The organism is Bradyrhizobium sp. MI1.10 (assembly GCF_055811035.1).
Window position 1 is genome coordinate 1 of the sequence record NZ_JBVVPN010000046.1, and the last position, 25,028, is coordinate 25,028.

Annotated in this window: 26 protein-coding genes; 11 read left to right on the forward strand and 15 right to left on the reverse strand. The window is 64.3% G+C overall.

What is annotated here, in order from left to right:
* Positions 1–143: 143 nt before the first annotated feature.
* The 4 genes from AC0L3K_RS33165 to AC0L3K_RS33180 form a co-directional block, all read right to left on the reverse strand.
* Positions 144–770, reverse strand: a complete 627-nt coding sequence (locus tag AC0L3K_RS33165) for a transglutaminase-like cysteine peptidase (protein ID WP_219683840.1) — start codon at positions 768–770, stop codon at positions 144–146.
* Positions 771–1,100: 330 nt separating this feature from the next.
* The gene (locus AC0L3K_RS33170) at positions 1,101–1,712 is read right to left on the reverse strand and encodes a PilZ domain-containing protein (RefSeq protein ID WP_007602573.1); all 612 of its coding nucleotides are present in this window, start codon (positions 1,710–1,712) and stop codon (positions 1,101–1,103) included.
* 68 nt (positions 1,713–1,780) lie between these two features.
* Positions 1,781–2,947: an MFS transporter gene (locus AC0L3K_RS33175; RefSeq protein ID WP_007602574.1), complete on the reverse strand. Its 1,167-nt coding sequence runs from the start codon at positions 2,945–2,947 to the stop codon at positions 1,781–1,783.
* A gap of 71 nt (positions 2,948–3,018) precedes the next feature.
* Positions 3,019–4,260 (reverse strand): MFS transporter, encoded by a 1,242-nt coding sequence (locus AC0L3K_RS33180; RefSeq protein ID WP_283843465.1) that lies wholly within the window; start codon positions 4,258–4,260, stop codon positions 3,019–3,021.
* Positions 4,261–4,514: 254 nt separating this feature from the next.
* On the opposite strand from AC0L3K_RS33180, the gene AC0L3K_RS33185 reads away from it, so the two are divergent.
* The 4 genes from AC0L3K_RS33185 to AC0L3K_RS33200 all read left to right on the forward strand — a co-directional run bounded on the left by AC0L3K_RS33185 (position 4,515) and on the right by AC0L3K_RS33200 (position 7,321).
* On the forward strand, positions 4,515–5,666 hold the full coding sequence (locus AC0L3K_RS33185; RefSeq protein ID WP_219683839.1) for a zinc-binding dehydrogenase: 1,152 nt from the start codon (positions 4,515–4,517) through the stop codon (positions 5,664–5,666).
* A 2-nt stretch (positions 5,667–5,668) separates the two neighbouring features.
* On the forward strand, positions 5,669–6,151 hold the full coding sequence (locus tag AC0L3K_RS33190) for a DUF5680 domain-containing protein (RefSeq protein WP_219683838.1): 483 nt from the start codon (positions 5,669–5,671) through the stop codon (positions 6,149–6,151).
* Positions 6,152–6,253: 102 nt separating this feature from the next.
* Positions 6,254–6,694, forward strand: coding sequence for a VOC family protein (locus AC0L3K_RS33195; RefSeq protein ID WP_219683837.1), 441 nt, complete (start codon positions 6,254–6,256; stop codon positions 6,692–6,694).
* A gap of 114 nt (positions 6,695–6,808) precedes the next feature.
* Complete coding sequence (locus tag AC0L3K_RS33200; protein WP_219683836.1) at positions 6,809–7,321, forward strand: hypothetical protein; 513 nt, start codon at positions 6,809–6,811, stop codon at positions 7,319–7,321.
* A gap of 37 nt (positions 7,322–7,358) precedes the next feature.
* Here AC0L3K_RS33200 and AC0L3K_RS33205 read toward each other — a convergent pair whose 3' ends face one another.
* On the reverse strand, positions 7,359–7,712 hold the full coding sequence (locus AC0L3K_RS33205) for a cupin domain-containing protein (protein ID WP_219683835.1): 354 nt from the start codon (positions 7,710–7,712) through the stop codon (positions 7,359–7,361).
* Between the two features lie 52 nt (positions 7,713–7,764).
* The gene (locus tag AC0L3K_RS33210) at positions 7,765–8,505 is read right to left on the reverse strand and encodes a metallophosphoesterase family protein (protein ID WP_007602584.1); all 741 of its coding nucleotides are present in this window, start codon (positions 8,503–8,505) and stop codon (positions 7,765–7,767) included.
* Between the two features lie 368 nt (positions 8,506–8,873).
* Between AC0L3K_RS33210 and AC0L3K_RS33215 the strand changes: the two genes are divergently transcribed.
* Entirely contained in the window at positions 8,874–10,868 is a 1,995-nt protein-coding gene (locus tag AC0L3K_RS33215) for a DEAD/DEAH box helicase (RefSeq protein ID WP_473367614.1), read from the forward strand.
* Positions 10,869–10,933: 65 nt separating this feature from the next.
* On the opposite strand, the gene AC0L3K_RS33220 is transcribed toward AC0L3K_RS33215, so the two are convergent.
* Entirely contained in the window at positions 10,934–11,443 is a 510-nt protein-coding gene (locus tag AC0L3K_RS33220) for a GNAT family N-acetyltransferase (RefSeq protein ID WP_007602586.1), read from the reverse strand.
* A gap of 147 nt (positions 11,444–11,590) precedes the next feature.
* Between AC0L3K_RS33220 and AC0L3K_RS33225 the strand changes: the two genes are divergently transcribed.
* A complete protein-coding gene (locus tag AC0L3K_RS33225; RefSeq protein WP_219683834.1) occupies positions 11,591–11,980 on the forward strand; it encodes a COG4315 family predicted lipoprotein in 390 nt (129 codons plus the stop codon).
* Between the two features lie 13 nt (positions 11,981–11,993).
* Here AC0L3K_RS33225 and AC0L3K_RS33230 read toward each other — a convergent pair whose 3' ends face one another.
* Positions 11,994–12,548, reverse strand: coding sequence for a PAS domain-containing protein (locus AC0L3K_RS33230; protein ID WP_219683833.1), 555 nt, complete (start codon positions 12,546–12,548; stop codon positions 11,994–11,996).
* A gap of 465 nt (positions 12,549–13,013) precedes the next feature.
* Here AC0L3K_RS33230 and AC0L3K_RS33235 point away from each other — a divergent pair, with 465 nt between their 5' ends.
* A complete protein-coding gene (locus AC0L3K_RS33235; RefSeq protein ID WP_035995689.1) occupies positions 13,014–13,850 on the forward strand; it encodes a rhomboid family intramembrane serine protease in 837 nt (278 codons plus the stop codon).
* 189 nt (positions 13,851–14,039) lie between these two features.
* Positions 14,040–14,468 carry a CBS domain-containing protein gene (locus AC0L3K_RS33240; RefSeq protein ID WP_219683832.1) on the forward strand — a complete coding sequence of 143 codons (429 nt, stop codon included), beginning with the start codon at positions 14,040–14,042 and terminating at the stop codon, positions 14,466–14,468.
* A 17-nt stretch (positions 14,469–14,485) separates the two neighbouring features.
* Here AC0L3K_RS33240 and AC0L3K_RS33245 read toward each other — a convergent pair whose 3' ends face one another.
* Positions 14,486–15,526, reverse strand: a complete 1,041-nt coding sequence (locus tag AC0L3K_RS33245) for a patatin-like phospholipase family protein (protein ID WP_219683831.1) — start codon at positions 15,524–15,526, stop codon at positions 14,486–14,488.
* 240 nt (positions 15,527–15,766) lie between these two features.
* Between AC0L3K_RS33245 and AC0L3K_RS33250 the strand changes: the two genes are divergently transcribed.
* From AC0L3K_RS33250 to AC0L3K_RS33260, 3 genes are all read left to right on the forward strand, one after another.
* Complete coding sequence (locus tag AC0L3K_RS33250) at positions 15,767–16,840, forward strand: hypothetical protein (protein ID WP_219683830.1); 1,074 nt, start codon at positions 15,767–15,769, stop codon at positions 16,838–16,840.
* Between the two features lie 338 nt (positions 16,841–17,178).
* A complete protein-coding gene (locus AC0L3K_RS33255) occupies positions 17,179–17,418 on the forward strand; it encodes a hypothetical protein (protein WP_007602597.1) in 240 nt (79 codons plus the stop codon).
* Between the two features lie 83 nt (positions 17,419–17,501).
* Positions 17,502–17,924 carry a hypothetical protein gene (locus AC0L3K_RS33260; protein WP_473367602.1) on the forward strand — a complete coding sequence of 141 codons (423 nt, stop codon included), beginning with the start codon at positions 17,502–17,504 and terminating at the stop codon, positions 17,922–17,924.
* A gap of 505 nt (positions 17,925–18,429) precedes the next feature.
* Here the strand turns inward: AC0L3K_RS33260 and AC0L3K_RS33265 are convergent.
* The 6 genes from AC0L3K_RS33265 to AC0L3K_RS33290 all read right to left on the reverse strand — a co-directional run bounded on the left by AC0L3K_RS33265 (position 18,430) and on the right by AC0L3K_RS33290 (position 25,021).
* Complete coding sequence (locus tag AC0L3K_RS33265; RefSeq protein WP_007600553.1) at positions 18,430–18,630, reverse strand: hypothetical protein; 201 nt, start codon at positions 18,628–18,630, stop codon at positions 18,430–18,432.
* Positions 18,631–18,924: 294 nt separating this feature from the next.
* Complete coding sequence (flhA, locus tag AC0L3K_RS33270; protein WP_219685354.1) at positions 18,925–21,066, reverse strand: flagellar biosynthesis protein FlhA; 2,142 nt, start codon at positions 21,064–21,066, stop codon at positions 18,925–18,927.
* Between the two features lie 374 nt (positions 21,067–21,440).
* Positions 21,441–21,743, reverse strand: coding sequence for a copper-binding protein (locus AC0L3K_RS33275; protein WP_473367603.1), 303 nt, complete (start codon positions 21,741–21,743; stop codon positions 21,441–21,443).
* Positions 21,744–21,757: 14 nt separating this feature from the next.
* A complete protein-coding gene (locus AC0L3K_RS33280; RefSeq protein ID WP_473367604.1) occupies positions 21,758–22,213 on the reverse strand; it encodes a cupredoxin domain-containing protein in 456 nt (151 codons plus the stop codon).
* A gap of 35 nt (positions 22,214–22,248) precedes the next feature.
* Positions 22,249–23,586 carry a copper oxidase gene (locus tag AC0L3K_RS33285; protein WP_007600558.1) on the reverse strand — a complete coding sequence of 446 codons (1,338 nt, stop codon included), beginning with the start codon at positions 23,584–23,586 and terminating at the stop codon, positions 22,249–22,251.
* A 13-nt stretch (positions 23,587–23,599) separates the two neighbouring features.
* On the reverse strand, positions 23,600–25,021 hold the full coding sequence (locus AC0L3K_RS33290; RefSeq protein WP_473367605.1) for a TolC family protein: 1,422 nt from the start codon (positions 25,019–25,021) through the stop codon (positions 23,600–23,602).
* Between the last annotated feature and the right edge of the window lie 7 nt (positions 25,022–25,028).

The window sequence follows — 25,028 nt, forward strand, 5'->3', positions numbered from 1 at the left end:
CGCTGCAATACCCTCGCACCGCCCAAAAAACGGGCCCCCCCCCCATTGGGGGGTGGGGGGGGCGCGCGCGACCCGGGCTGGGAGGGGGAGGGGGGGGGATGTGACCGGGTCGCGTATCTCTTTCGTTTGTCTCTACTGATCTGCTACTGGTCCCTTGCGCTGGCGGTGGAGACCGCCGGCTTGGTGTCGCCGAGCGAGACCCAGACATTCGGATCGCTCTGCGACTGGCGCTTGACGAAGCGGTAGCCGGTCTCCGTCCAGGCAACGACGTTCTCGTTCTGATTGTCGAGAACGAACTCGCCCCTGTCGGTCTTCACCGTCAGCACCGCGTGTCCTTCGCCCTTCTTGTCGCGCACGACGGTGATAAGCAGGGCCTCGCGCGGCCATCCGGCATCGATCAGCATCTTGCGCTTCAACAGCACGTAGTCTTCACAGTCGCCGTAGCCGTCCGACGGCAGCGACCACTTTTCGATCACGCCCCAGTGCTCCTGGTCGGTCAAAGGCTTGACGGTCTCGTTGACCCAGCGATTGACCTTGACGAGGTCGCGCCATGCAGCCTGCGACATCACGATGTCGCGCGGTTGCGTCGGTGCGCCCTGGCACTGAGCGGCATTGTCCGCACAGAACTCGACCCAGCCGATCGGCGCACGCGTGGTGTCGCCGAGGCTTGCGTAGAGCAGACGGCCTTCGCCGGCCTGCGCTGCCGCGCTCATTCCGAAGAGCATGGCGGCCAGCGCCATTCTCTTCCCCTGTCCCCTGAAATCAAACATTGCGGCCCCCGTTTCTTGTTGGGACCACATTGCGCAGGGAGCTTTTGAGTTGCCGCTAAGTCAGTCAAGTCAAGTCGAGACGAATACAAGTAAAACGCGCGGCGAATTCGATCTATACTTGAGTCAAACTTGAATAAAATTCGATATGACTGCAATTGATTCAAATTTTATCGATTAACGCGGAAACGCTGGCGGAACCGTTGTTTGCACGCACCCGCGACCTCCGCGTTAACCCGCGCGAGGCCCGTCACGACCATGAAAAAGGCGGCGTCCGCATCGCGGAGGCCGCCTTCAGTACTGGAAATGCAGTGGTTTTGGTGCCTTCGCGCTTTACCGCGCGGTAACGCTCTCTTCGAGAGTTTCAATCGGCTGCGAATGCATGAACTCGAGCGCGAAGCCGTCTTCGAGGTTTCGGACCACGCGACCCTGCACCCGGCCGAGCAGAACCGTCGATTTCAGCGGGGGACGGTTTTCCGCGGCGATGGCTGCGCCCGACAGCGAGAGGTCGATGATGCGGCAGGTCATCTTGGTGCCGTCCTCGAGTGTCAGCACCGCGATCGGGTTGCGCGGCACGATACGATCGTGGCGGCGGTCTTCCGGCAAATTGAGGATGTCGCGGTTGGCGAGCCAGGTCAGCTGTGCCGCAAGCTTGTCGCGCTTTCGCGGCGTCGCACCGACCGTCATGGCGAAGCCATTGTCGATGATGCGGGTGATCTTGCCCTCGACGCGGCCGATATGGTCGAGATAGGCGACCACGCGGTCGCCGACATTGCCGATGCCGGGGGCCAGCAGCGCCAGCCCGCCCGGCGACATGTTGATCACCTGGCAGGGGAATTCACGGCGGTCCGGCAACATGTAGCGGCCGAGCAGGTGAACCTTCACCCGCTGGAAACGCCGACGTTCCTCGGCGGCCGGAAGAAATTTTTTGTGCGCCAACGCCATTTTCACAACCCGACCCCCCGCCTGGCGGAGTCCGGGACCACCCTAAGGTGCACAGGGTTAATGCTACGTTAGGATCGGGCGCGGCGATGACGAACAGACACGATGCGTTCGAAAAGCCACATCAGGGGCGGGCAGGCCAGCACCGTCAGCGCGCCGAGGTCGAGCGCGACGGCGGCAGTGCCGGCCGATTTGGCGAGCCGACCCGCCACCGCCGGCCCCAGCATCATCGCGGCATAGAAGAGAGTGTAGAACACGCCCATCCCGACCGCTCGTGTCTCCGGCGCGAGTACGCGGGCGGCCAGGCTCATGATCGGGCCGGCGGGAAGGCCGCCGATCAAGCCGCCCAGGACGAGGATCGCGATCACAGCGTCGGACCGGGTCAGCCAGGCCAGCAGGGCGGCCACCACGAGGCTCGCCGCGATCGCCACGACAAAGGGGCGCTTGGTGCGATCGGCGAGATATCCGCCTGATGGCACCGAGATCACCGACAGCCACATCACGAGGCTGATCGCCGAGCCTGCCGCCGCAATGCTCCAGCCGCGCTCGACGAGCAATGAGGGGCCGAACGAGAAAATCATGGCGAAGCCGATATTATAAAGGCCCCAGATCGCACCCGCGACGATCACCGCCAGAAGCGCGAGCGGATCAAGCAGCCTGGAGCCGGCCGCGCTGGCGGTTGCTCCCGGCGGCGATTGGTAGAAAATGATCAGCACGATGCCGATCGCGGTCAGCGCGCCGGCCACGAGGAACACGGCGCCGGCGCCATACGCCGTGCCGATCGCCGGCAGCACCAGCAGCGAGATCGCAACGCCGGCCGGCCAGGAGTTGACGAAGATCGCCATCGCGGTGGCGATCTCCTTACCCGCAAACCAGTCGGTGCCCATCTTGGTGAGCTGCACGGTCAGCAGCACGCCGCCGGCACCGGAGGCGAGCCGGCCCGCCATCTGCCAGCCCCAGACGTCGGTGGTGGCCATGACGAGACTGCCCGCTGTCATCAGCAGCAGCGCCACGATCGTGGTGGGCTTGTCGCCAAGCGTCCGGCCGATCGCGCCGCCCGGCAGCGCCAGCACGATGCCCGGTGTGAAATAGAGTCCGATCAGGATGCCGATATCGGCGAGTCCGACGCCGAAGCTCTGCTGCAGCAGCGGCGCGACCGCGGCCACGCTCTGGAATTGGAACGCGATGGTGAGGCGAACGACGAACAGGATCGCAAGTATGCCCCAGCGATTGCGCAACGCTTCATCTCCCCAAACCCTATATCGAGCGTGCGGTGGGGAGACGCCGGAGTCAACCGCAAGCTCTGAGCTTACGACTTCCTCGTCGCACGCCGATAGAGGAGACATAGCAGCGCCAGCAGCACCGCGGCCGAGAGCCCGAGCGACCAGTGAATGCCGATCGCCGCACCGAACAGGCCGACCGTGATGCCGCTGAAGGCTCGCATCCCGAGCCCGGCCATGTTGTAGAGGCCGACGACGCGGCCGCGAATATCGGACGGCGCGTTCAACTGCACCAGCGCCTGCGCCATTGTGTTGAACGACAGCTCGAAGAAGCCTGCAAAGAACAGCAGCACGATCGCGACCGGATAGATCCGCACCGAGGCGAAGCCGAGCAGCGCCACGCTCCACAGCATGGCGAGCAAGATCGCGGTGCGCGGCGTGCCCTTGAGCCGTCCCCATGATTCCAGCGCGATGCCGGCGAGCAGCGCGCCGGCAGCATCGGCCGCGAGCAGCACGCTATAGGAGATGCCGGGATCGCCGTGGCCGAGATCGCCGGCAAAGCCGGGCATCTGTGCGTGATAGGCGTTGCCGATCATGAACGAGGTGAGGCCGGCAAGCCATGTCATCGCCGTCAGCACCGGCTGCGTGCCGATGGCACGGATCGTCAGCATGATGTCGGCAAGGCCGCGCACGGCGAAGCGCCGCACAGCGACACTCTTGTCCCGCACCGGCGCCCAGAACAGCCACAGCAGCATCGGCAGATAGAACAGCGTGTTGAAGATGATGCCATGCGAGGTGCCGAGCGTCAGCATGATGATGCCGCCGACGGCAGGTCCGACCAAAATGCCGAGATAGCGCGCCATCGCATTCAGCCGCACCGCGCTCGGAAGATCGGCGGGGCCGACGAGATCATAGAGCAGCAGCTGGTTCGGCGTCTGCCACAACACGCCGGCGCAGCCATGGATCACCAACAGCAGCATGGCGTGCCACATCTCGATGGTGTCGGTGATGAAGAAGAAACCCCATCCGGCCGAAGCAACGATGAACACCAGCATGCCGCATTGAATGATGCGGCGCGGATCGACCCGGTCGGCGAGCCCGCCAACCGCGACCGAGAACAGCAGGAACGGCAGCCAGTGCGACAGCACGGCAAAACCCGCCAGCGCCGGCGAATGGAATTTCTGGAACACCACCCAATAGCTGATCACATGCTCGATATTGTCCGCCATCATCGCTAGCACGTAAGCGATGAACTGGAGGCGGTACGGCACGGATTTCATCGCCGCGAACGAGCCGGACGCGACGACAGGATTCTGAGGGAGGGGGTTCAAGCGGGCACCTGGGGTGGGACTTTTCGCGCCGTGCCTACACGTTCGCCGTCGAGCGCTCAAGACACTTGGGTGTGTGAGGACAGCGGTCCCGTAGCCCGGATGAGCGAAGCGATATCCGGGAACGCCGGCCCCGCATGTCGCTTCGCTCATGCGGGCTACGAGGCCGCGGCTTGGCACGACCGTGCATCTCACATACGCTGCTCGTCAGCTCGCACCAATCAGCCATAGTAAAAGCGGGCATCGAGGAAACCTCCATGGACCAGATCCGCGTCTGCACCCACGCAGGGCCCGGCAGCGAACCCGTCATCCGCTCCGTGCCGTGGCCGAAGGTCGGCCGGAAGGCGGCGCTGATCAAGGTCGGTGCGTGCGGCGTCTGCGGCACGGACCTGCACATTTTGAAGGGGCACTGGCCGAAGCCGCTGCCGTGGCCGTTCACGCTCGGCCATGAGCTCGGCGGAATCATCGTCGAATGCGGCGACGAATTCACCGAGGACTTCATGAGCAAGCCGCTGAAGGTCGGATCAAAGGTGATGATCCCGCCGCTGATGCCCTGCGGCCGTTGCTATTACTGCATCCATTTTCCGCAAGTCGCCAACAAGTGCCTGACGCCGGTCTATTACGGCCGCTATCTCGGCTTCGACAAGGCGCCTCACATGTGGGGCGGCTGGGCCGAATATGTCTATGTCGATCTCGATATGCTGCCGGGCACCAAGATCTACAAATTGCCTGACGACATGTCGCTGCGGCTGGGGGCGCTGTCGGAGCCGCTGACCTCCTGCATCCGCGCCTTCAATCGCGCCAGCCGCGCCGGTGGTTTCACCTGGGGCGACACGGTGGTGATCCAGGGCTCGGGCCCGATCGGCATTCTCGCGGTTGCCGCCGCGCAGGAGATGGGAGCAGGGCGCGTCATCTGCGTCGGTGCGCCGGAGGAGCCGCGGCTCAAGCTCGCGCGTGAGTTCGGCGCCGAGGCGACGGTGAACATCGACGAACTGAAATCGCCCGAGGCACGCATCGCGCGCGTACGCGACATCGTCGGCGGCTTCGGCGCCGATCTGGTGATGGATTGCTCGGGCCATCCCTCCGCCGGCCCCGAAGGCATCGAGATGCTGCGCGACGGCGGCACCTATGTCGAGATGGGCCAGTTCACCGACGCCGGCTCGATCGAGACCTCCTGGCACCGCATCTGCACCAAGGACCTCAATGTGCTGGGCTCCTGGGGTTTTACCGCCAACGATCTGCCGCTCGGCGTCGACATGCTCTATCGCACCCGTGACAAATATCCCTGGCTGAAGATGCAGACGATCTATCCGTTCACGGAAGAAGGCGTCGCGCAGGCGGTCAGGGATGCGATGGCGATGAAGACGGTGAAGTCAACCATCGTGCCGTGGCCGGAGCTGGTGGAGTAGCGATGGCATCGATCCCGCACGAGCTCGCGGCGTTTCTGGTCGAATCCAAGCGCCGCACCTATGCGGGGCTGGACGACGACGCCACCGTGGCCGCTCCGCTGCTCAGAGGCTCCAAGCAGCTCGAGCATCGCGCGTCGCCTTATGCCTATCGCGATATCTATTTCGGGATGGGGTTCTTCGTCGGGCAGGAGACCGTGTCCCGGGATGGGCGCGTCATCTGGTCGATGAGCTACAGCGGGGGCGTCCGCGCGGAGATCACGGGGCGAGACACCTTCCTTGCGATCTACAAATTCCTGCGCCAGGCACTACTGGCCGGATCCGTGGAGGAGCCGTACCGGGGGCCGCATCTGTTTGAGCAGGACGGCATGGTTTACCGTAACGAGGTCGAAGGCTCGCTCGATCGTTTCCACGGCATCGAGACGATTGCGCAGGAGGATGGCGCGCTGCTTTACGAGCTGCGCTATGGTGGCGGGCTGCTGCGCTAGATGATCCGTAGCCCGGATGGAGCGCAGCGCAATCCGGGATTCTCGCCTGCGGCTCCCCGCATTCCGCTACGCTCCATACGGGCTACGGGGCCGGCGTTTGGAATGAAGGACGAGATGACAAACGAACAAACGACCGAACCAGGCCAGCGCACCCGCTCACCCTTCCGCGCTATCCGCGCGATCGAGTACACCGTCATCTTCGTGCGCGATATGGTGGCGATGCGCCGCTTCTACGAGGAGGTTCTCGCATTTCCGGTGCTGCGGGAGTTGTCGGCGAACTGGATCGAGTACGGCCTGGGCCCTAACACGTTGGCTCTCGCAAAGCCGGGCCGGACTGCGACTGACGCGCCTGTGCCGCACAGGAGCGCCTCGCTGCAACTGGCCTTCAAGGTGTCCGCGGCCGAAGTCGATGCATGTGCCGACGAACTCGCACGCCACAGCGTGGCGCTGCTGTCACCGCCGACGAACCAGTCGTTCGGGCACCGGACGCTGTTCTTCCGCGACCCTGACGGCAATCTCTTGGAGGTCTATGCGGAGATCTGAACCGCGCAGCTGCGGGGCTGTGCACGAAAAGTTCCACAGAAAATCCGCGAGTTATTCACGCCGGGGTGAAACTTAGGCCCGGGTTTCGGCTTTCAGTTCACGGGAGAGATCATCGTGAAGCGGATCCTGAAACCCGTCACTTACATCCTGGCCGCCATCTACTTCCTGGTGGATGCGGTCTTCATGGCCGTGGCGAGGCCAATCTCGCGCTGGATCGAGCGGCATCTCCAATTGAAGCGATTGCGCGGCTGGATCAGATCGCTGTCGCCTTATTGCTCGCTTGCCCTGTTTTCCGTGCCCGTCATTATCCTGGAGCCGGTCAAGCCCGTGGCGGCCTATCTCGCGGCAACCGGCCAGATCGTGAGCGGGGCCGTGACGTTCATCGTCGGCGAGCTGCTCAAGCTCGTCCTGGTCGAGCGCCTGTTCCATCTCACGCGTGACAAGCTGATGCGGATTCCGGCATTTGCCTGGACGTACGGCAAGTACTCCGAGGTGAAGGCGTGGCTGCAGGCAACCGACGCCTGGCGCGCCATCCGCGCACTGAGCCGCGCGGCCAGGGACACTCTTGTGCGGGCAAGAGCTAGACTGGTCGGCGGCTTCAGCAGCCTGGTGACCTCCAGGGATTAGGGCTGCAGGCATAGAGCTGCGCTGGGCGAGTTGCCCTCTATGCGAGCTTGCGGGCCGCGGCGGTGGCTTTGTCGCCCGTATTCGGCGTGCCGGTCGGCTCGATGAGCAGGAGATGAACCTCCTCGCGCGCGACCGGTCGATGCTCAACACCTTTGGGCACGACATAGAGTTCGCCCGGACCGAGCGTCACCGTGCGATCCCGCAATTCGATGTCCAGACTGCCTTTCAGGACGAGAAAGAAATCGTCGGTGTCATCGTGCTTGTGCCAGGTGAATTCTCCCTTCACCTTCACCACCATCACGTCGCAATCGTTGAAGGTCGTGATCGTGCGTGGCGACCAGAAATCCCCAAAAGTCGCGAGTTTGTCGGCAAGCGAAATGCCGTCGGCCATGTGTTCTCCCGTTCTTCCGTGCGGCACGATTTGGGTCGAGCGATGCCAGCAGCTATTTGACATATCCCGACGATATGGCCCGCGCCCATTTCGGGTGGTCGTTGGCGAGGGCACGGGACGATGCGGCGTCCCAATCGTATTCGAGGGCCAAGAGTTCGGCCTGCCAGCCCCTTTGTCGCTTCGTGAGGATTGCATATCGCGCGTGCGGCGAGCGGTATTCCAGGTTTGCGGCAACGGGAATGTCTGCGAAGACCGGGCAACCAACGCTCCCTGGATTGAGAACCAGACAGTCATGAGGTCCGTGAACGACGGCCTGGCGGTGGCTATGACCACACAGCACCACACGCGCCGTCGGCTCACTCGCGAGGCGCATTGCCAGCACGTCGCGGCGTGCCGGTACGAAGCGGCCGTCGTCGAGCGTTTCTTCCAGCAGGCATGTCGTATCGTTGTCGGGCGTGCCGTGGCAGGCCAGGATACCATCGTCCAGCCGTATTTGGGAAGGCAGGCTGTGGAGTGCGAGACGTTGCTCCGCAGTCAATGCGTTGCGCGCAAACAGGCCTGCGGACGAGAGCTTGTCGTCCGGAAACTCCTCAATCCAGCGATCATGGTTTCCGCGTACGGTCGGCAACGACAGCGCCTCGAGAGCTTCGAAAGTCTCTTTCGGCCACAACGGACTGGTGACGCAATCGCCCAGGTTGACCGTACGATCGACGCCACGCGCCTTGATGTCGGCCAGCACCGCCTCCAGCGCGGCAAGGTTGCCGTGGATATCGGAAATGACTGCCAATCGCATCGTCGTGCTCCCTAGTCCAATCGGCCTGAGCTTAGCCCTGTTGTGCGTCTCCGGCAGCTCCAACCGTGCATAATTTAAGCGAGGTGGCCGTGAAAATCTGCAGCCTCGCCCCAAAATCCCGCTATATGCAGCAAAACGGCTCGAAAACGCTGGATGTAGTGGGTCGAGCTGGCCAGTAAGCTTATTCTCGGCATCGCCAAAGCCATGCGTCATAGGCATGGTGATTTGCCCGCACTTGGCGTAAAGAGCGTCCAAATCAAATCACCACGCGTGCGGCTGGACCATTTGCCGCCTACGCAGCTTCAGGTCGCGCGGCTCGACGTTCCGCGCCTGGACCAACCAAGGTTTATCCCGTGTCTTTTCCGACCATGAGTGCGCCGCTCGCCCGAGCTTTGGCCGAGCGCAACTACGACCGTCCGACCCCCGTTCAGCTCGCAGTGCTCACGGACGAGGCCGCTGACCGCGACCTCTTGGTTTCGGCCCAGACCGGCTCCGGCAAGACGCTGGCCTATGGGCTGGCCATGGCCAAGGACCTGCTGGGTGACGCCGAGCGGTTCGAGCGGGCGGGTGCACCGCTCGCCCTGATCGTGGCGCCGACCCGCGAGCTCGCGTTGCAGGTCCATCGCGAGCTGGCGTGGCTGTACGAGCATGCGAGCGGGCGCGTCGTCTCCTGCGTCGGCGGCATGGACCCCAGGCGCGAGCAGCGGGAGCTTGCGGCCGGCGCTCATATCGTCGTCGGCACGCCCGGCCGGTTGTGCGATCATTTGCGCCGCGGCCGTCTCGACATCTCGGAATTGAAAGTGGTCGTGCTCGACGAGGCCGACGAGATGCTCAATCTCGGCTTTCGCGAGGACATGGAGTTCATCCTCAAGACCACGCCGGACACCCGCCGCACCCTGATGTTCTCGGCGACGTTCCCGCGCGGCATCGTCGCGCTGGCCAAGCAGTATCAGCAGCGGGCGTTCCGGATCGAGGTCGCCGGCGACGAAGGCGGTCATGCCGATATCGAGTACCGCGCGCTCCGGATCGCGCCCGGCGATGCCGAGCACGCCGTCGTCAACGTGTTGCGCTTTTACGAGGCGCCGAGCGCGCTGGTATTCTGCAGCACGCGCGATGGCGTCCGGCATTTGCAGGCGGCGCTGCTGGAGCGCGGCTTCTCCGTGGTCGCCTTGTCAGGCGAATTGACGCAGAACGAGCGGACCACGGCGCTGCAGTCGCTGCGCGACGGACGCTCGCGGGTCTGCGTGGCGACCGATGTCGCCGCCCGCGGCATCGATCTGCCGAGCCTCGATCTCGTCATTCATGCCGACCTGCCCAACGACGCCGAGGTCATGCAGCATCGCTCCGGCCGCACCGGCCGCGCGGGCCGCAAGGGGACGAGCGTCATGCTGGTGCCGCCCGTGCGGCGGCGGCGTGCGGAAATGCTGCTGAACGTCTCGGGCATCGACGCGGTCTGGGGGACCGCGCCGCAGCCGGATGAGATCCGCAAGCTCGATCACGAGCGCATGAAAGACGTGCTGTTCACGGAGGAGACGACCGCCGACGATCTGGCGCTGGCGCAGGCGCTATTGGCCGAGCGGTCGGCTGAGGAGATCGCCGCGTCTCTCGCACGGCTCTATCGCGCGCGGCTGCCGTCGCCCGAAGACATCATGGATCCCGGCGAGCGAGCTGGCCGGCCGCGCGAGGATCGCGGTCGCAACGATACGCGCGCTCCGCGCGACGATGTCCGCGCTTCGCGTGGCGATGACCGCCCCGAAAGGGCTCGGGCCAAATCGGGGAAATCGTCGAAACATGGCATGGCCGATGGCAGCGTCTGGTTCCGGGCCAACATCGGACGAAAAAAGAATGCGGAAGCGCGCTGGCTGTTGCCGATGATCTGCCGCCGTGGCGGCATCGACAAGAACGATATCGGCGCGATCAAGATCATGGACACCACGACCGAGTTCGAGATTTCCGAGCGGGTCGTGGAATCTTTCGCCGCCAAGATCAAGCGTCCGGACAAGGAAGACAACATTCGCATCGAGTCCATGGCGGATGCGCCGCAACGGCAGGCATCTTCGGAAGAGCGGTCCCACGCGCCGCGGCGCGAGAGCAGCGACAGCGACCATCGTGAACGCCGCGACGATCGCCCGCGCGAGCCGGGCGGGTTCAAACCGCAAGGCAAGCCACACGGCAAGACACACGGCAAATCGCACGAAAAGCCATACGGCGAGCGTACGCCGAAATTCGACGATGCTCCTTCCTTCGCAAAAAAGAAGAAGCACAAGAACAAGCCGGGCTATGCTGAGCCCTCGGTCACGTCGTGGTCTGAGAAGGGCGCTCCCGGGAAAAAGCCGAAGACGAAAAAGAAGTATCGCGCCTGACTGCAGCTGCACGGCGCGGACGGCAATGATGCTGCCGGATTTCACCGGCGGCATTATCTCGGAAATCAAGTCTGAGCAGCGAGGTCGCGCAGCATGTATGTTGCGCTGTCGCTGTAGGTCGCGAGCTTTGCCCGCAGCTTCGCATCAGTCGTGACGGACCGAAAGCCGAGACGCTCCCACAGCGGCCGCGTGGCGTAGACCGACACCAATGCGAGCGTCGCAATCGCTGACGCGCGCGCGAGCTGTTCGATTGCCAGCACATAATCGCGCACGACACCGCCGCGAAAATCAGGCAGCACCGCGACGTCGTGCAAATAGAGGCAATCCGCATCGTCGGGCAATTGCTCGAGCAAGCCGTCGAGCGGGGGAATCCGGTGCTGCATCCAGGGATGCGCGAGACCGTAGCCGACGATCCCGTCGTCCGCGACGAGCACGCGGCAGCCGTCGGGATAGAGCCGCATTTTTTCCGCGAGCACCTCGGGGCGTTCAGGCAGATCAGGATGGATCCGCACTGCGATCGTGCTGATCGCCGGCAGATCGGAGGCGCGCCCGGGACGCCAATGCGGCTTGCTCATGTCGATCCGTCGTTCCGTCTCAATCATTTCCAGTTTATTCCGATGCGACGATGCGTGCAGCGAAAAATATCTTTGCCGCCATCTCAGGAATACGACGGCTCGCGCGGCGTCCTATCGATGCAAGCCCATTGCATGACAGGAGAGACCATGACCACAACCTCGATCCGCCTCGCGCTCACGCTCGCAATATCGCTGGCGCTGGCTCCCACTGCTTTCGCGGCACCGCCGGCCAAGACCGGCAAGACCGACAAAGGCAACGTGCTCACCGATGCCAAGGGCATGTCGCTCTATACTTTCGACAAGGATGCTGACGGCAAGTCGGCCTGCAATGGTCCGTGTGCGACCAACTGGCCGGTGCTGAAAGCCGAGGCCAGCGATGCCGCCGCCGACGGCTACACCGTCATCACGCGCGACGACGGCTCGAAGCAGTGGGCCTACAAGGGCAAGCCGCTCTACACCTTCGCCAAGGACACAAAGCCCGGCGACGTCACCGGCGACGGCTTTCTCAACGGTGCCTGGCATCTGGCGATGCCGTGAGCAGGGTGCACTGCTAGCGCAGCCCCTCATACACCATCAGCCCGCGTGCGATTTGCAGCTTGCGGATCGCGCGTGGCAGCAGTTTTTCCGGCTGGTGCAGATAGCGCCAGGAGGTGAGGGCGAACGGGCCAAGGGCGCCGCATTCGTCGTCGAACGGCGCGAGCACGCCTGTCACGCTCACCGGTGTATGCGGGCGGGCATTGAACGGCAGCAGCAGCAGCTCGAGATGCGCCTTGCTGCCGTCCTCGCGCGCGGCGGTGACGCCGGCGATTGCGCCGAGGCTCTCGTCGGCGACGATGGTCGTGATCTCCTCGACCTCGCGGCGGCTAGCCTCGTTGAACAGCGCCGCAAAACTCGAGTCCTTGAGGTCGCGCCCTGCGAGCGCGCAAACGCGCGTGCCGGCGACGCGGAACGGGAAGCCGAGATGGGGCTCGCAGGACAGCACGAAGATGTCTCCGAGCAGGCCGCGCACGGCAGCCGGATCGATATCGGCCCGGTCTGGCGCCCGCGCAGTGCCGCGCTTTTCGTTCCAATATGCGAAGAATTCGCGGCTTGACGGATGTTTCATGACTGAACGCTTACCCCGGGGCGCAACCTCGCGGGACAAACCTGTCCCGCTTCAGTGCAGCCGCGATCCCTGTGTTGTTGTGCAGGAGGGGCTTTGCAGCGTCCATGCCGCAGCGGCGTTTTCGGCGTCCCTGGCGCTGCCTTTGCGTCGTTAACGTTAAGTTAACTATGCGCTTTCCGCGCGCCACGCCGCTGCTATGGTGATCGCGGTCGCAAGCTTCGCCGCTTTTCTCCAGGTTCTCGGCGAGGCCTGTACACAGGCGTCAAACAGTTTGGTCACCGGCCGCGGGGAGGGGTGGGGATATTCCCGTCTCTCTGGGTACCGGAAGTCCGACACGGATAGGCAGGGCTTTCCCAGGGCCCTGCCTTTTCCTTTTGTGCACTTGCGCAGGGCGGGCAAAGGCGACTATCTCCAAGGCCTGTCGTCAAGCCTGTCGCTCCGATCGCGCCTGAAAGCGAAGCCGCCTTGGATTCCCCGCCAAATTCTCCGCCGCAAGATCCTCCGTCGCAAGATGCTTCGCTGGCAGTGCCGGCCGTCGTTGAGGAGGCTCCGCGCGAGCCGATCCTGACGCTGCCGTTCGCGCTGACGGCCTATATCCTCTTGCTCGCGGTGATCCATCTGCGGGTGCTGCTGCCGCCGGAGCTCGAGAACTGGACCATCGACGTCTTCGGTTTCATCCCCAAGCGTTACGATTCCTCGCTGCTGAATCTGGAGATCCCCGGCGGGGCCGGCGCCAAGGTCTGGACCTTCGTCACCTATTCGCTGCTCCACGCCAATCTCACCCATATCGGCTTCAACGTGTTGTGGCTGTTGCCGTTCGGCAGCGCGCTGGCGCGGCGCTTTGGCGCCATCAGGTTCTTCCTGTTCCTCGCGGTGACGGCGGCGGCCGGCGCGCTCGCCCATCTCGTCACCCACGAGCACGCGGTGGCGCCGATGATCGGCGCCTCGGCCTCGGTGTCGGGCGCGATGGCGGCGGCGATCCGCTTCGCCTTCGTTCGCGGCAGCTTCCTGTCATTCAGCCGATCGGATGCCGATACCGCCGCAAGAGTTCCGGCGCTGCCGCTGTCGCGCGCGTTGCGCGACGGGCGGGTGCTCGGCTTCCTCGCGGTGTGGTTCGGCGTCAACATCGTCTTCGGCGTCGGCGCGATCGGCGTAGATAGCGAGACCACGAGCGTTGCCTGGCAGGCGCATATCGGCGGCTTCCTTGCCGGCCTGTTGCTGTTCACGCTGTTTGATCCCGTGCCGCGCGTGCGAAGCGATGCTGCGGATGCGTCATCGCAGGACATTTCGGGCCGTATTTGAACCGGCGCTTGCGGCGCCGCCCGAATTCATCCATCATTCCCGAGAAGAATGTTCCGAAGCGACAGGCCGCTAGAGGCGATGCTTCGCAAAGCGCCTGAGCGTGAAACCGGCGCTGAAACTGTTAGTTGAAGACTCGAAGAACAAGTCCGGACCGCGAACAGCGGACGGTTCCGATTCAGGGAGGCGACAATGACGGTACGTTCGATTCTCAACACCAAGGGCCACCAGATCATGAGCGTCGAGCCGGACGCGAAGCTGGCGGCCGCGGTCAAACTGCTCGGCGAGAAGAAGATCGGCGCGGTGCTGGTGATGAACCAGAGCCGGCTGGAAGGCATCCTGTCGGAGCGCGACATCGTGCGGGTGATCGGCGAGCGCGGCGCCGGCGCGCTCGAGGAGCCGGTCGCTCAGGTCATGACCCGCAAGGTCGTCACCTGCAAGGAGACCGACACGGTCGCCGAGCTCATGGAGATGATGACCACCGGAAAGTTCCGCCATCTGCCCGTGGTCGACAATGGCAAGGTGGTCGGCCTGATCTCGATCGGCGACATCGTCAAGCGCCGGGTGCAGGAATACGAGTCCGAGCAGGAAGCTCTGCGCGACTACATCAAGACCGCCTGATCAGTAAGACCGCCTGATCAGGCCTGCTGGTCGGCTTTGGGCGCGGCGCCCTCGGGCGCGGGTGCCAGTTCGTGGATTGCCTCCTGGATGGACTCCAGCGCGCGCTCGGCAGCGCGGGTGCCCAGGGCTATGAGGTCCTCGGAGCGGTGGAAATCGAACCAGCCGAATTGGCCGATCCGCGGTGTGATCAGCATATCGGGCGGATCGCCGGCGAGGCGGGCGCGGGTGATGCGGTCCTGCATGATGTTGAAGGCGTCGACCATCACCGAAGAGAGGCCGGGCCGGGCGCTGCCGCCGCCGAAGAACTCGCGCTTCACCGTCTTCTCGGGCGAGAAGAATCTCGGGAAGCGCCGCTTTGACGGCGGCTCTTCGGCCGCGGGGATCACCGGTTCAGGCATCGCGCCGTGCGAATAGACCGTCGTCGAATAGGTGAAGATGTCGCTGGAAAGATTTGCGGCGATGACGATTTCCGCGCCGAGCGCGCGGGCCGCCGAGACCGGCACCGGGTTCACCAATGCGCCGTCGACCAGCCAGCGATCGCCGATCAGGACCGGAGAGAAGATGCCCGGCAGCGCGTAGGAGGCGCGCATCGCGTCGACCACGCGGCCGCGCGTCAGCCAGATCTCGTGGCCGGTGCGGACCTCGGTCGCGACGGCGGCGAACTTGACCGGGAGGTCCTCGATCTGGCTCTGGCCGCAGGCGGCCTCGAGCCGGGTCGCCAGCTTCTCGCCGCCGATCAGGCCGGAGCCGTTGAGGCGGATGTCGAGGTAGCCGAGGATGTTGCGCATCCCTTGCAGGCTGCGGCCCCATTCTTCCAGCGTATCGAGCCGGCCGGCCGCATAGAGGCCGCCGACCACCGCGCCGATCGAGGTGCCGACCACGACGTCGGGCACGATTCCGTTGGCGAGCAGGGTCCGGATAATGCCGATATGAGCGAAGCCGCGCGCCGCGCCGCCGCCAAGCGCAAGGCCGATGACCGGCCGGCGGATGCTGCCCAGGCCGACTTTCTCGGTGACCTTATCGCTGTTCGAACCCCGACCCTTCAATATGTCCAGCACCGAAACTCTCCTACGCCGGGACCCGCCATCAGACTAGGCACCGTACTCGCGCTCCGCCAGAACCGGGCCGAAGCATGGTTTATGCCGGTTTGGGAAGCGCGCGGGGCAGGAGTATGGCGAGGCGCGGCTGCCTCTCGGGTAATCACGCAGGCGTCAACCGGGTTCCAAAACCTGTCGGGCCGTATTTCTCAGGGGGACAGAGGCTTGAATTTGCCGCGTTTTCGGTGAAAAGCAGGTGGCATGATTCTCGGGGGTGACGGCATCATCGGATGGCGGCGCAGCGCATCGCTGCTGCCGGCCTTGGTCCTTGCTGCCTGCCTCTATACCCTTGGCCAAAATGCTGCGCAGGCGCAGCTTTTCTCCGATCGTCCGCCGCCGGTACCGCCGGCTTCAGTGCCCGATCCCGGCGGTGCCGTCAGCCTGGCGCCGCCCTCCGGCCCGGGTGCCGGACCACCGAGCCTGCCGCCGACCCTGTTGCAGCCGACCACGCCCAGCATGCCGCCGCCCGCGGTCACGACCGTGCCGTCCGCCCCGCCGCTCAACGCGGCCGTGCCCGGACAGGGCGTGCTGTCGCTGACGGCCAAATACGGCAAGGACACCCCGCCGATCACCAGCGGCCTGGTCTGGCGCGTGTTTGCCGATCGTCCCGACGAAAACGGCACCTTCAAGCTGATCCGCGAGGACCGCAATGCCACGCCGAACATCGTGCTGCCGCCCGGCAATTACGTCGTGCACGTCGCCTTTGGCCTGGTCAGCGCGGTGCGCACCGTCAGCCTGAAGGCCGAAACCGACCGGGAATCCTTCGTGCTGCCCGCCGGCGGCTTGCGCATCGAGGGCCGCGTCGGCACCAGCCGCATTCCGCAGAACCAGATCTCGTTCGCGATCTACAAGGGCAGCCAGTTCGAATCCGGCGAGCGCGCCTCCCTGGTGCCGAACGTCGCCGCAGGTGACGTCGTGCTCCTGCCGGAGGGCACCTACTACATCATCTCGAATTACGGCGACGCCAATTCGGTGGTGCGCTCGGACATCCGCGTCCAGGCCAGCAAGCTCACCGACGTCACCATCACCCACCGCGCCGCCGTCATCACGCTCAAGCTCGTCAGCGACAGGGGCGGCGAAGCGCTCGCCAACACTGCCTGGTCGGTGCTGACCCCGGGCGGCGACGTCATCAAGGAATCGATCGGCGCCTTTCCGCGCGTCGTGCTCTCCGAAGGCGAATACCGCGCCATCGCCAAGAACGAGGGCAAGGTCTACGAGCGCGGTTTCAACGTCGTCAACGGCGTCGACGGCGAGGTGGAAGTCGTCGCGCGGTAGTGCTTGAGCGGTGATACCGCATGCGGCCTGACGCTGATCTCCGTGTCTGGTGAACGCTTCTCATTCAGCGCACGGATCCCCCATATCTCATTACCGCCAGTCCCGTGTGCAAAGCAGATGCTCTCCGCTGCTCCGTTTGGTGTTGCGATTTGAGTAGCTTTGTCAGCGCTACCAAGCAGGACCGATCAACACCGGCACCGCCGGCTTATTCCAGCGTCGCCGCGACTTGCTCACAGCCGGTGCAAGATACCTATTTCCGATAATCAATTTTATTCGCTTTCCATCCTGCCGCGTTATATGTCGGACATCACTCCAACGGGGGAGGCCGGAGCAGGCTCGTGCGTCTGCGAGACCGGCAAGGAGCAGGGGCCAAGCTCGTCGGCATGTTCGAAGTGATCCTCACCAGGCGTAAGCGGTTCGGCTGGCGGTGGCAGGTGTGCGACCAATCCGGCAAGAAATTTGCCGATGGCTTCGAGCGCACCCGGCCGTCCGCCAAATATCATGGCGAGCGCGCATTGTTCTTCCTGTTGTCGCAGGCCCATCTGCGCAATCGCTTGGCGACGTCCAGCGAGGACTAGTCGCGACTCGCGTGCAGTCCGGTAGGTCTCGTAGCCCGGGTGAGCGAAGCGATACCCGGGACAGCTCGTGGTAGGAATCCCGGATGTCGCTTCGCTCATCCGGGCTACAAGATATCGCGTTGCCCGTCGGGCAAAACACCCAAGCTGCCGGTCAACCCGCGTGGCTCAAAATATTCCACTTTACCGAATTTCGGAATTGCGTATATTTCGCCTTACTCCGGCCCAAGGAAGAGGGGCGTATCGCGATCGTCACGAACGCGGGCCGGACGGCGGTGGACGTGGGCCACATCGGCGCGAAGGGTTTCGCAGGGCGGGCAACCGTGAGCGAAGCCGCCGCGCACACGACCGGTGTGATCGGCGTACGGCGAAATCGTGTGGTCCTGGCGCCCGGGGTCTGTGCGCCAAGCGTTGCGGTGATGTCGCGGCCCAACCGGGGCGCGTGCATCAGCCATCCGCAAGGCGACGGGGGCAATAGTGCATCGCTCCCCGGGGAGAGCGCGACATAAGCCGTAAAGCCACTGCGCAGGGAAGGCCGGATGTTCAGGCTTCACCTGTATGCCGCTGTGCAATGTTCTTACGACAATCTCGCACAGTGGACCGCGGGTGCCAGCCGGCACCCGGTCTTCCCTGCGCCCTCTTTCATTCGGGGGTGAGGCGACGAAGCAAAGCTCGGGCGAACAAGCCGCGAGATGGCGAAGGTGTGTCTGCGAGTGAGATGCGAATTTAAAGAGCGACGCTGCCACCCACAGATTCCGTCATTGCGAGCGCAGCGAAGCAATCCAGCCTGTCTCTGCGGAGGGATTCTGGATTGTTTCGTCGCAAGAGCTCCTCGCAATGACGGAGCTGGACGCGCGTGCGCTCACGATGACGACATACCCCAGACATGAGAAAGCGCCCGTGGGGGGCGGGCGCTTTCTGTAGTCGACTTGGGGTTGGGGTCGTCTACATATCCACGTGGCGACTTTGGGGGGCTGATAAAGAGCCGCGTGAATTCCTGAAACTCAAATCTCCTTAGCGAACGAGGGAAACGTTCGAGCTGGTGATGGCGATCGGCTTGCCCGCCTTCATGACGCGAGCGGTCTGGGTCAGGCCTTCGTCTGAACTCGTACGCGCGGTGATCCCGAGGCCCGCCACCGCGATGCCGGCAACGAGTGCGACAACCACGATCTTGAGGTGGGTCGAGCGATCTGCGCTGTAAATCGAGTGGTTCATGGAAGGCTCCTGCCGCCATCTACCCGAAGTAGTCGCCTGCGTGTTTGGGCAGGTTCATGCTTCCGGTGCCCAACAACCTAGTATTGGGGGGATTCGTTCCCAAGAGGCGATCACAAGAGCGTGACAGGACGTGAGAAGCCGCGATCAAAAACGATCCTTGATCGTGCAATTTGGCAATTATTTCAAAGCTGTAATGTGTCTGCCGGGCGCCTTGCCGGCCATTGATCGGCAAAGCGCCAGAAACTGAAAAACCATTTGCCTGTGGCCGAAAAACACACGGCTTCTTAAGGCAAATCAGATGCTTCCGACCGTTTTCAATCTCGCCCTGGGGTGGATTTCAGCTTGCGACAGCACGGTCGTCTGCGCCCGGAACCGCTCGACCAGGGAACGCACGAAGGGACGAATTGCCGCAGAGGTGACCAGCACCGGGGCCTCGCCTTCACGCGCGGCGCGCTCGAAGGCCTCGCGCACGCCGGTCATGAACTCCGACAGCTTCGAGGGCTGCATCGCGAGGCTGCGCTCCTCGCCCTGGCCGATAATGGATTCGGCAAAGGCTTGTTCCCACCGCGCCGAGAGCGCGATCAGCGGCAGATAACCGCTGTAGGAGGTGTTCTGCGCACAGATCTGCCGCGCCAGGCGGGCGCGGACGTGCTCCACCATGGTGGCCGGATTGCGCGAGAAGGCGAGCGAGTCCGCGATGCCTTCCAGAATGGTCGAGAGGTCGCGGATCGAGATGCGCTCGGCGAGCAGCAGCTGCAGCACGCGCTGGATGCCGGAGACGGTGACCTGTCCGGGCACGATGTCCTTGACCAGCTCCCCCTGCTCCTTCGGCAGCTCCTTGAGCAGCTTCTGCACCTCGCCATAGGAGAGCAGGTCCGACATGTTGGCCTTGAGCAGCTCGGTGAGGTGGGTCGAGAGCACGGTCGCGGCATCGACGACGGTGTAGCCCTTGAGCGAGGCTTCCTCCTTGAGGCTGGCATCAACCCAGGTCGCGGGCAGGCCGAAGGTCGGCTCGGTGGTGTGGATGCCGGGCACCTGCACCTGGCTGCCGCCGGGGTCCATGACCATGAACTGGTTCGGCCAGATCTTGCCGGTGCCGGCGTCGACCTCCTTGATCTTGATGATGTAGGTGTTGGCTTCGAGCTGGACGTTGTCGAGGATGCGCACGGCCGGCATCACAAAACCCATCTCGATCGCGAGCGAGCGGCGCAGCGCCTTGATCTGCTCGGTGAGGCGGTCGGTGCCGTCGGGGCCGTTGACCAGCGGCAGCAGGGCATAGCCGAGCTCGATCTTGAGGTCGTCGATCTTCAGCGCCGCGGAGATCGGCTCCTCCGCCGCAGCGGAGCCGGCTGCGCCCGGCGTTCCCGGCGCAGGTGCGGTCTTTGCAACTTCGGCAGCCCTGGCAGTCGCCCGATTGCGGTTGCGGGCGTGCCAGGCGAGCGCGCCGGCACCGGAACCGAGCGCCAGGAAGGGGATGGTCGGGATGCCCGGCAGGGCCGCCAGCACCAGCATGACCGCCGCGGACATCGCGAGCGCCTGCGGATATCCGGAGAACTGCTTCATCAGCGCCTTGTCGGCGGCGCCGGACACGCCGGCCTTGGAGACCAGCAGGCCGGCCGCGGTCGAAACGATCAGCGCCGGCACCTGAGTGACGAGGCCGTCACCGACGGTCAGCAGCGTGTAGCTGCGGCCGGCGTCGGCGAAGGACAGGCCCTGCTGCGCCACGCCGATGATCATGCCGCCGACGACGTTGATGAAGACGATCAGAAGGCCGGCAATGGCGTCGCCGCGGACGAATTTGGAGGCACCGTCCATGGCGCCGAAGAAGCCGCTCTCGTCCTCCAGATCCTTGCGCCGCTGCTTGGCGACCGCCTCGTCGATCAGTCCGGCGGAGAGGTCGGCGTCGATCGCCATCTGCTTGCCGGGCATGGCGTCGAGGTGGAAGCGGGCGGCGACTTCGGCGATGCGGCCCGAACCCTTGGTGATGACGACGAAGTTGACGATGATCAGGATGGCGAAGACGATGATGCCGATGACGAAATTGCCGCCCATCACGAAGCTGCCGAAGGCCTCGATGACGTGACCGGCGGCATCCGTGCCCTCGTGCCCGTGCGACAGGATCAGGCGGGTCGAGGCCATGTTGAGCGACAGCCGCAGCATGGTCGAGATCAGCAGGACGGTCGGGAAAGCGGAGAATTCCAGCGGTGCCTGGATGAACAGCGACGTCATCAGGATCAGGATCGAGAGCGTGATTGAAATCGCCAGGAACAGGTCCAGCACGATCGCGGGCAGCGGAAGGATCAGCACCACCAGGATGGTGAGGACGCCGAGCGCCAGCGCGATATCGCCGCGTTTGAGGATGTTGCCGATCTCGGCAAGGGTGGGGAAACCGGCGTTTGTGCCGCCTACGCCCTGTCCCGCGGTGACGTCGACCATAGTAGCTGCCCCTTCGCGCGACTGCCGTCCGCGCGCCCCAAACGTCTGCCCGACGGCCGAAGGGCCGCCGTTCCGAAAGTGAGGCACCGCACTGGCGTCCACAGGGCACCCCCCGTTCTACGCGGCTGACGACACTCGACTCCACTGGGCAATTCTTGCCGGGTGTATGGTTAGCAAAGGGTTAATGTCGGGTGCGGCATGGGGGCTGACCGGGGTATTTCGGGCTCTAACGCCGTCATTCCGGGGCGCGCGAAGCGGGAGCCCGGAATCCATCGTGCCGCAGGCGTCGTGGGGAAATGGATTCTCAGATGCGCAATTGCGCATCATAGCTCGCGCCAAGAGGCGCGCCCCGGAATGACCATTGTGGAGGCAGCCTACTTCGCCTTCTCCATCCGGGTCACCATGTACCCCGAAGCCGCCTCCTCGGCTTCGAAAGTCACCTTGTCGCCGACCTTCACCTGTTTGAGCACGGCCGGGTCCTTGACGCGGTAGACCATGGTCATGGGTTCATCCATGCCGAGGTTTTTCGCGGGCCCGTGCTTGAGCGTAATCTTGCCGGCGCCCTCGTCGATCTTCTTGACCTCGCCGCTGATCGCGGCGCCCTGGGCTGCCAGGGCACCTGTGGCAAGGCCGACGGCCAGCGACAGCCCTGCGGCGATACGGATGATGCGGTTCATGGGAGCTCCTTGCGTTACTTCACGGTGACGTGGCCGACCATGCCGTAGTCGCGGTGGTCGGGAATCAGGCAGGAAAATTCGAACGTGCCGGTCTTGCTGAACTTCCAGAGGATCTCGGCTGTCTTGCTCGGTGCGAGCCTGACACCGTTGGGATCGTCGTGCTCCATGTGCGGATGCTTCTTCATCTCCACCGCATGCGCGAGATTCTCTTTGGTGGTGGCGAGCAGGAATTCATGGTCCTCCTTGCCGACGTTGCGCAGCACGAAGCGAATCTGCTCGCCACGTTTGACCTCGATCCTGGCGGGCGCGTAGTCCATCTCGTTCAGGAGGATCTCGATGGTGCGCGCGGGCTTTTTGGGGTCGCCGGGCTCGCCGGCCGAAAAGGTGCCGTGCCCGTGCTGGTCGTGGGCAAAGGCCGGCGCGGTGGAAAGCGCGGCCAGCGCCAGACCGAGCTTGATCGTCGTCTTCATTGGTATCTCCAGTTGGTGGTGGTTCATCGAAACGCTCACATCTTCATGTTCTTCATCGGCGGCCCGCCTGGTTGTTGGCGCACGGGCTCCGGGGCCGGCGGCGTGACCTCGTAGGCGACGGTGCCTTGCGGGAATTGGTAGGGGCCGGGATCGCGATAGTCGTCGCGCGCGAGGCCTTCGCGGATCTTCATCACCGTGAACATGCCGCCCATCTCGATCGGGCCGAACTGACCGGTGCCGGTCATCATCGGCAGCGTGTTGTCGGGCGCCGGCATCTCCATGTTGCCCATCGCCATGCCGGTCGAGCCCATCGCCATGCCGTCAGGCGCGAGCTTACCGACGGCCCTGGCGAGATCCTTGCGCGACACCCCGATCATGTTGCGCATGTCGTGTCCCATCGCATTCATGGTGTGATGCGACTTGTGGCAGTGGAACGCCCAGTCGCCGGGGTTGTCGGCGAGCACGTCGAACACCCTGACAGCGCCGACCGGTACGTCCGTGGTTGTCTCCGGATATTGCGCGCTCTCCGGAATCCAGCCGCCGTCGGTGCAGGTCACTGCAAAGCTGTGGCCGTGCAAATGGATCGGATGGTTGGTCATGCTGAGATTGCCGATGCGCACGCGCACCTTGTCGCCGAGTCTGACCGGCAGCGGATCGATGCCGGGAAACACGCGCGCGTTCCAGGTCCACATGTTGAAGTCGGTCATCTCGTTGACCTGCGGCAGATAGGTGCCGGGATCCACGCGATAGGTGCTCATGACGAAGACGAAGTCGCGGTCCACGGCCCGAAAGTTCGGGTCGCGCGGATGCACGACGACCATGCCCATCATGCCCATCGCCATCTGCACCATCTCGTCGGAATGCGGGTGGTACATGAAGGTCCCGCTCTTCTTCATCTCGAACTCGTAGACGAAGGTTTTTCCCGGCTGGATGTGCGGCTGCGTCAGCCCGCCGACACCGTCCATGCCGCTGGGAATGATCATGCCGTGCCAGTGCACGGTGGTGTATTCGGGCAGTCTGTTGGTCACGAAGATGCGGACCTTGTCGCCCTCCACGGCCTCGATCGTCGGTCCCGGCGACTGGCCGTTATAGCCCCACAGATTCACCTTCATGCCCTCGGCGAATTCGCGCACCACGGGCTCAGCAACGAGATGGAATTCCTTCCAGTCGCCGTTCATCCGGAACGGAAGCGACCAGCCGTTCAGCGTGACCACCGGGCGATAGTCCGGCCCACCGGCGGGATGCAGCGGCGCTTGCATCACCGCCTTGTCCATGTGCGGGGCTTCCGGAATCGAGGCGGCCTGCGCGCGGCCGCTGACGACGGATGCGCCGGCGAGCGCGGCGCTGCCCAGAAATCCTCGGCGGGAAAACATGTTGGCCTCCATGTCAATGGCCGCCATCGGCAGGCGCTGCCGCGGCGATAGTGGTTGAGCTGTCGCTGTCAGCAGGCGCGCCGCCGCCATTGACGGCGGTCTGCAAGTCGGACTGGGCAAGGAAAAATCTTTGCTTCGCATCGATTGCACCGCGCAGCGACGCAAGTCGCTGCCGCGCCTCGTTGAGCAGCGCGAAGATATCGACCTGCATGCTGGAGAAGCGGAGCTGCATCTCCTCGGTGATGATCTTTCGCAAGGGGATGATCTCGCGCTGATAGTGGCTGGCGATGTCGTAGCCCGAGCGATAGATCCGGTAAGCATCGCGCGCCTCGGAGCGTACGTTCACGGCGCGCTCGGTCAGCCGATTGAAGGCGAAATTGTAAGTCTCCGCCGCCTGCCGCACCCGCACCTCGCCGCCGTCGAAGATCGGGATCTGGAACTGCACGTCGAAGCCGCGTTCGCGGAACGGCGCGCCTTCCGGATCCCGGGTGCGGCGAGAGATGCCGGCGAGATCGAGCAGCGTCACGAAGCGCGTCGCCTCCGTGAGGTTCAGCGACTTCGCCAGCGCGGTCAGCTCGAGCCGCGCGATCTGAAGGTCGATGCGATGGGCGACCGCGTCGGCTTCAATCGACGGCAAAGCCTGCGGCCGGCGCGGCAGCGGCGGCAGCTGGTTGGGCAGGCGGAAGTCGAGGCCGCCGTCCCAAAGTCCCATCAGGCGCGCCAGCTTTTCGCGCGCGCTCGTCGCCGTCTGTCGCGCGGTGGCAAGGTCGGCGGTGGTTTCGGCGTAAAACACCTGTTCACGAGCCTGATCGAGCTTGTTGATCGAGCCCGTTTCGCCGAGCTTGACCGCGAGCTGTGCGGTCGATTCCGCCGTCGCCTTCGCATCCGTCAGCAACGCCACCATCTCGTTGCCGCCCACGGCGCGCCAATAGACGCGGCGGACATCGGCGGCAAGCCGCAACGTCGCCAGACCCGCGCGCAATTGCGCCTGACGAAAACGGTCGCGGGCGATCTCCGAACGAAACGGCAGAGTGGCGAGCGCGAGGATGTCGCCGACGACCTGACGCTCGATTTCGCTGGCGCCGTTGCCCGAGATCCGCGAGACCGAGAACACGGGATTGGGCGGCAGGCCCTGCTCGACGAGATCGGTCTCGGCCAGCGCCAGCTCGTTATAGGCGGCCTGAAGCCCCTTGTTGTTGAGCAGGGCGATCTGCACGGCGGTCTCGGGGTTGAGTGTTCGCGACAGCAGTTGGCGAACGCGCGCGTCGACCGCGCCGGCTCCCTCGGCCGTCCGCACGAAGGCGACATCCTTTTTGAGGGTCTGGCTCGTCAGCTCCGAGACTGCATTCATGCCGCTGTCGGGCGAGAAGGCGGCGCAGCCTGACAGGCCGAGCGAGGCAAGAACGAGCAGGCTTTGCGCGAGACGGTGTGTCATGACGCGC

What these genes read in the sequence shown, in the direction of transcription:
- AC0L3K_RS33165 (WP_219683840.1), bottom strand. Translation starts at nt 770, where the DNA reads ATGTTTGATTTCAGGGGACAGGGGAAGAGAATGGCGCTGGCCGCCATG.
- AC0L3K_RS33170 (WP_007602573.1), bottom strand. Translation starts at nt 1,712, where the DNA reads ATGGCGTTGGCGCACAAAAAATTTCTTCCGGCCGCCGAGGAACGTCGG.
- AC0L3K_RS33185 (WP_219683839.1), top strand. Translation starts at nt 4,515, where the DNA reads ATGGACCAGATCCGCGTCTGCACCCACGCAGGGCCCGGCAGCGAACCC.
- AC0L3K_RS33190 (WP_219683838.1), top strand. Translation starts at nt 5,669, where the DNA reads ATGGCATCGATCCCGCACGAGCTCGCGGCGTTTCTGGTCGAATCCAAG.
- AC0L3K_RS33195 (WP_219683837.1), top strand. Translation starts at nt 6,254, where the DNA reads ATGAAGGACGAGATGACAAACGAACAAACGACCGAACCAGGCCAGCGC.
- AC0L3K_RS33205 (WP_219683835.1), bottom strand. Translation starts at nt 7,712, where the DNA reads ATGGCCGACGGCATTTCGCTTGCCGACAAACTCGCGACTTTTGGGGAT.
- AC0L3K_RS33210 (WP_007602584.1), bottom strand. Translation starts at nt 8,505, where the DNA reads ATGCGATTGGCAGTCATTTCCGATATCCACGGCAACCTTGCCGCGCTG.
- AC0L3K_RS33215 (WP_473367614.1), top strand. Translation starts at nt 8,874, where the DNA reads ATGAGTGCGCCGCTCGCCCGAGCTTTGGCCGAGCGCAACTACGACCGT.
- AC0L3K_RS33220 (WP_007602586.1), bottom strand. Translation starts at nt 11,443, where the DNA reads ATGAGCAAGCCGCATTGGCGTCCCGGGCGCGCCTCCGATCTGCCGGCG.
- AC0L3K_RS33225 (WP_219683834.1), top strand. Translation starts at nt 11,591, where the DNA reads ATGACCACAACCTCGATCCGCCTCGCGCTCACGCTCGCAATATCGCTG.
- AC0L3K_RS33230 (WP_219683833.1), bottom strand. Translation starts at nt 12,548, where the DNA reads ATGAAACATCCGTCAAGCCGCGAATTCTTCGCATATTGGAACGAAAAG.
- AC0L3K_RS33240 (WP_219683832.1), top strand. Translation starts at nt 14,040, where the DNA reads ATGACGGTACGTTCGATTCTCAACACCAAGGGCCACCAGATCATGAGC.
- AC0L3K_RS33250 (WP_219683830.1), top strand. Translation starts at nt 15,767, where the DNA reads ATGATTCTCGGGGGTGACGGCATCATCGGATGGCGGCGCAGCGCATCG.
- AC0L3K_RS33260 (WP_473367602.1), top strand. Translation starts at nt 17,502, where the DNA reads ATGTCGCTTCGCTCATCCGGGCTACAAGATATCGCGTTGCCCGTCGGG.
- AC0L3K_RS33265 (WP_007600553.1), bottom strand. Translation starts at nt 18,630, where the DNA reads ATGAACCACTCGATTTACAGCGCAGATCGCTCGACCCACCTCAAGATC.
- flhA (WP_219685354.1), bottom strand. Translation starts at nt 21,066, where the DNA reads ATGGTCGACGTCACCGCGGGACAGGGCGTAGGCGGCACAAACGCCGGT.
- AC0L3K_RS33275 (WP_473367603.1), bottom strand. Translation starts at nt 21,743, where the DNA reads ATGAACCGCATCATCCGTATCGCCGCAGGGCTGTCGCTGGCCGTCGGC.
- AC0L3K_RS33280 (WP_473367604.1), bottom strand. Translation starts at nt 22,213, where the DNA reads ATGAAGACGACGATCAAGCTCGGTCTGGCGCTGGCCGCGCTTTCCACC.
- AC0L3K_RS33285 (WP_007600558.1), bottom strand. Translation starts at nt 23,586, where the DNA reads ATGTTTTCCCGCCGAGGATTTCTGGGCAGCGCCGCGCTCGCCGGCGCA.
- AC0L3K_RS33290 (WP_473367605.1), bottom strand. Translation starts at nt 25,021, where the DNA reads ATGACACACCGTCTCGCGCAAAGCCTGCTCGTTCTTGCCTCGCTCGGC.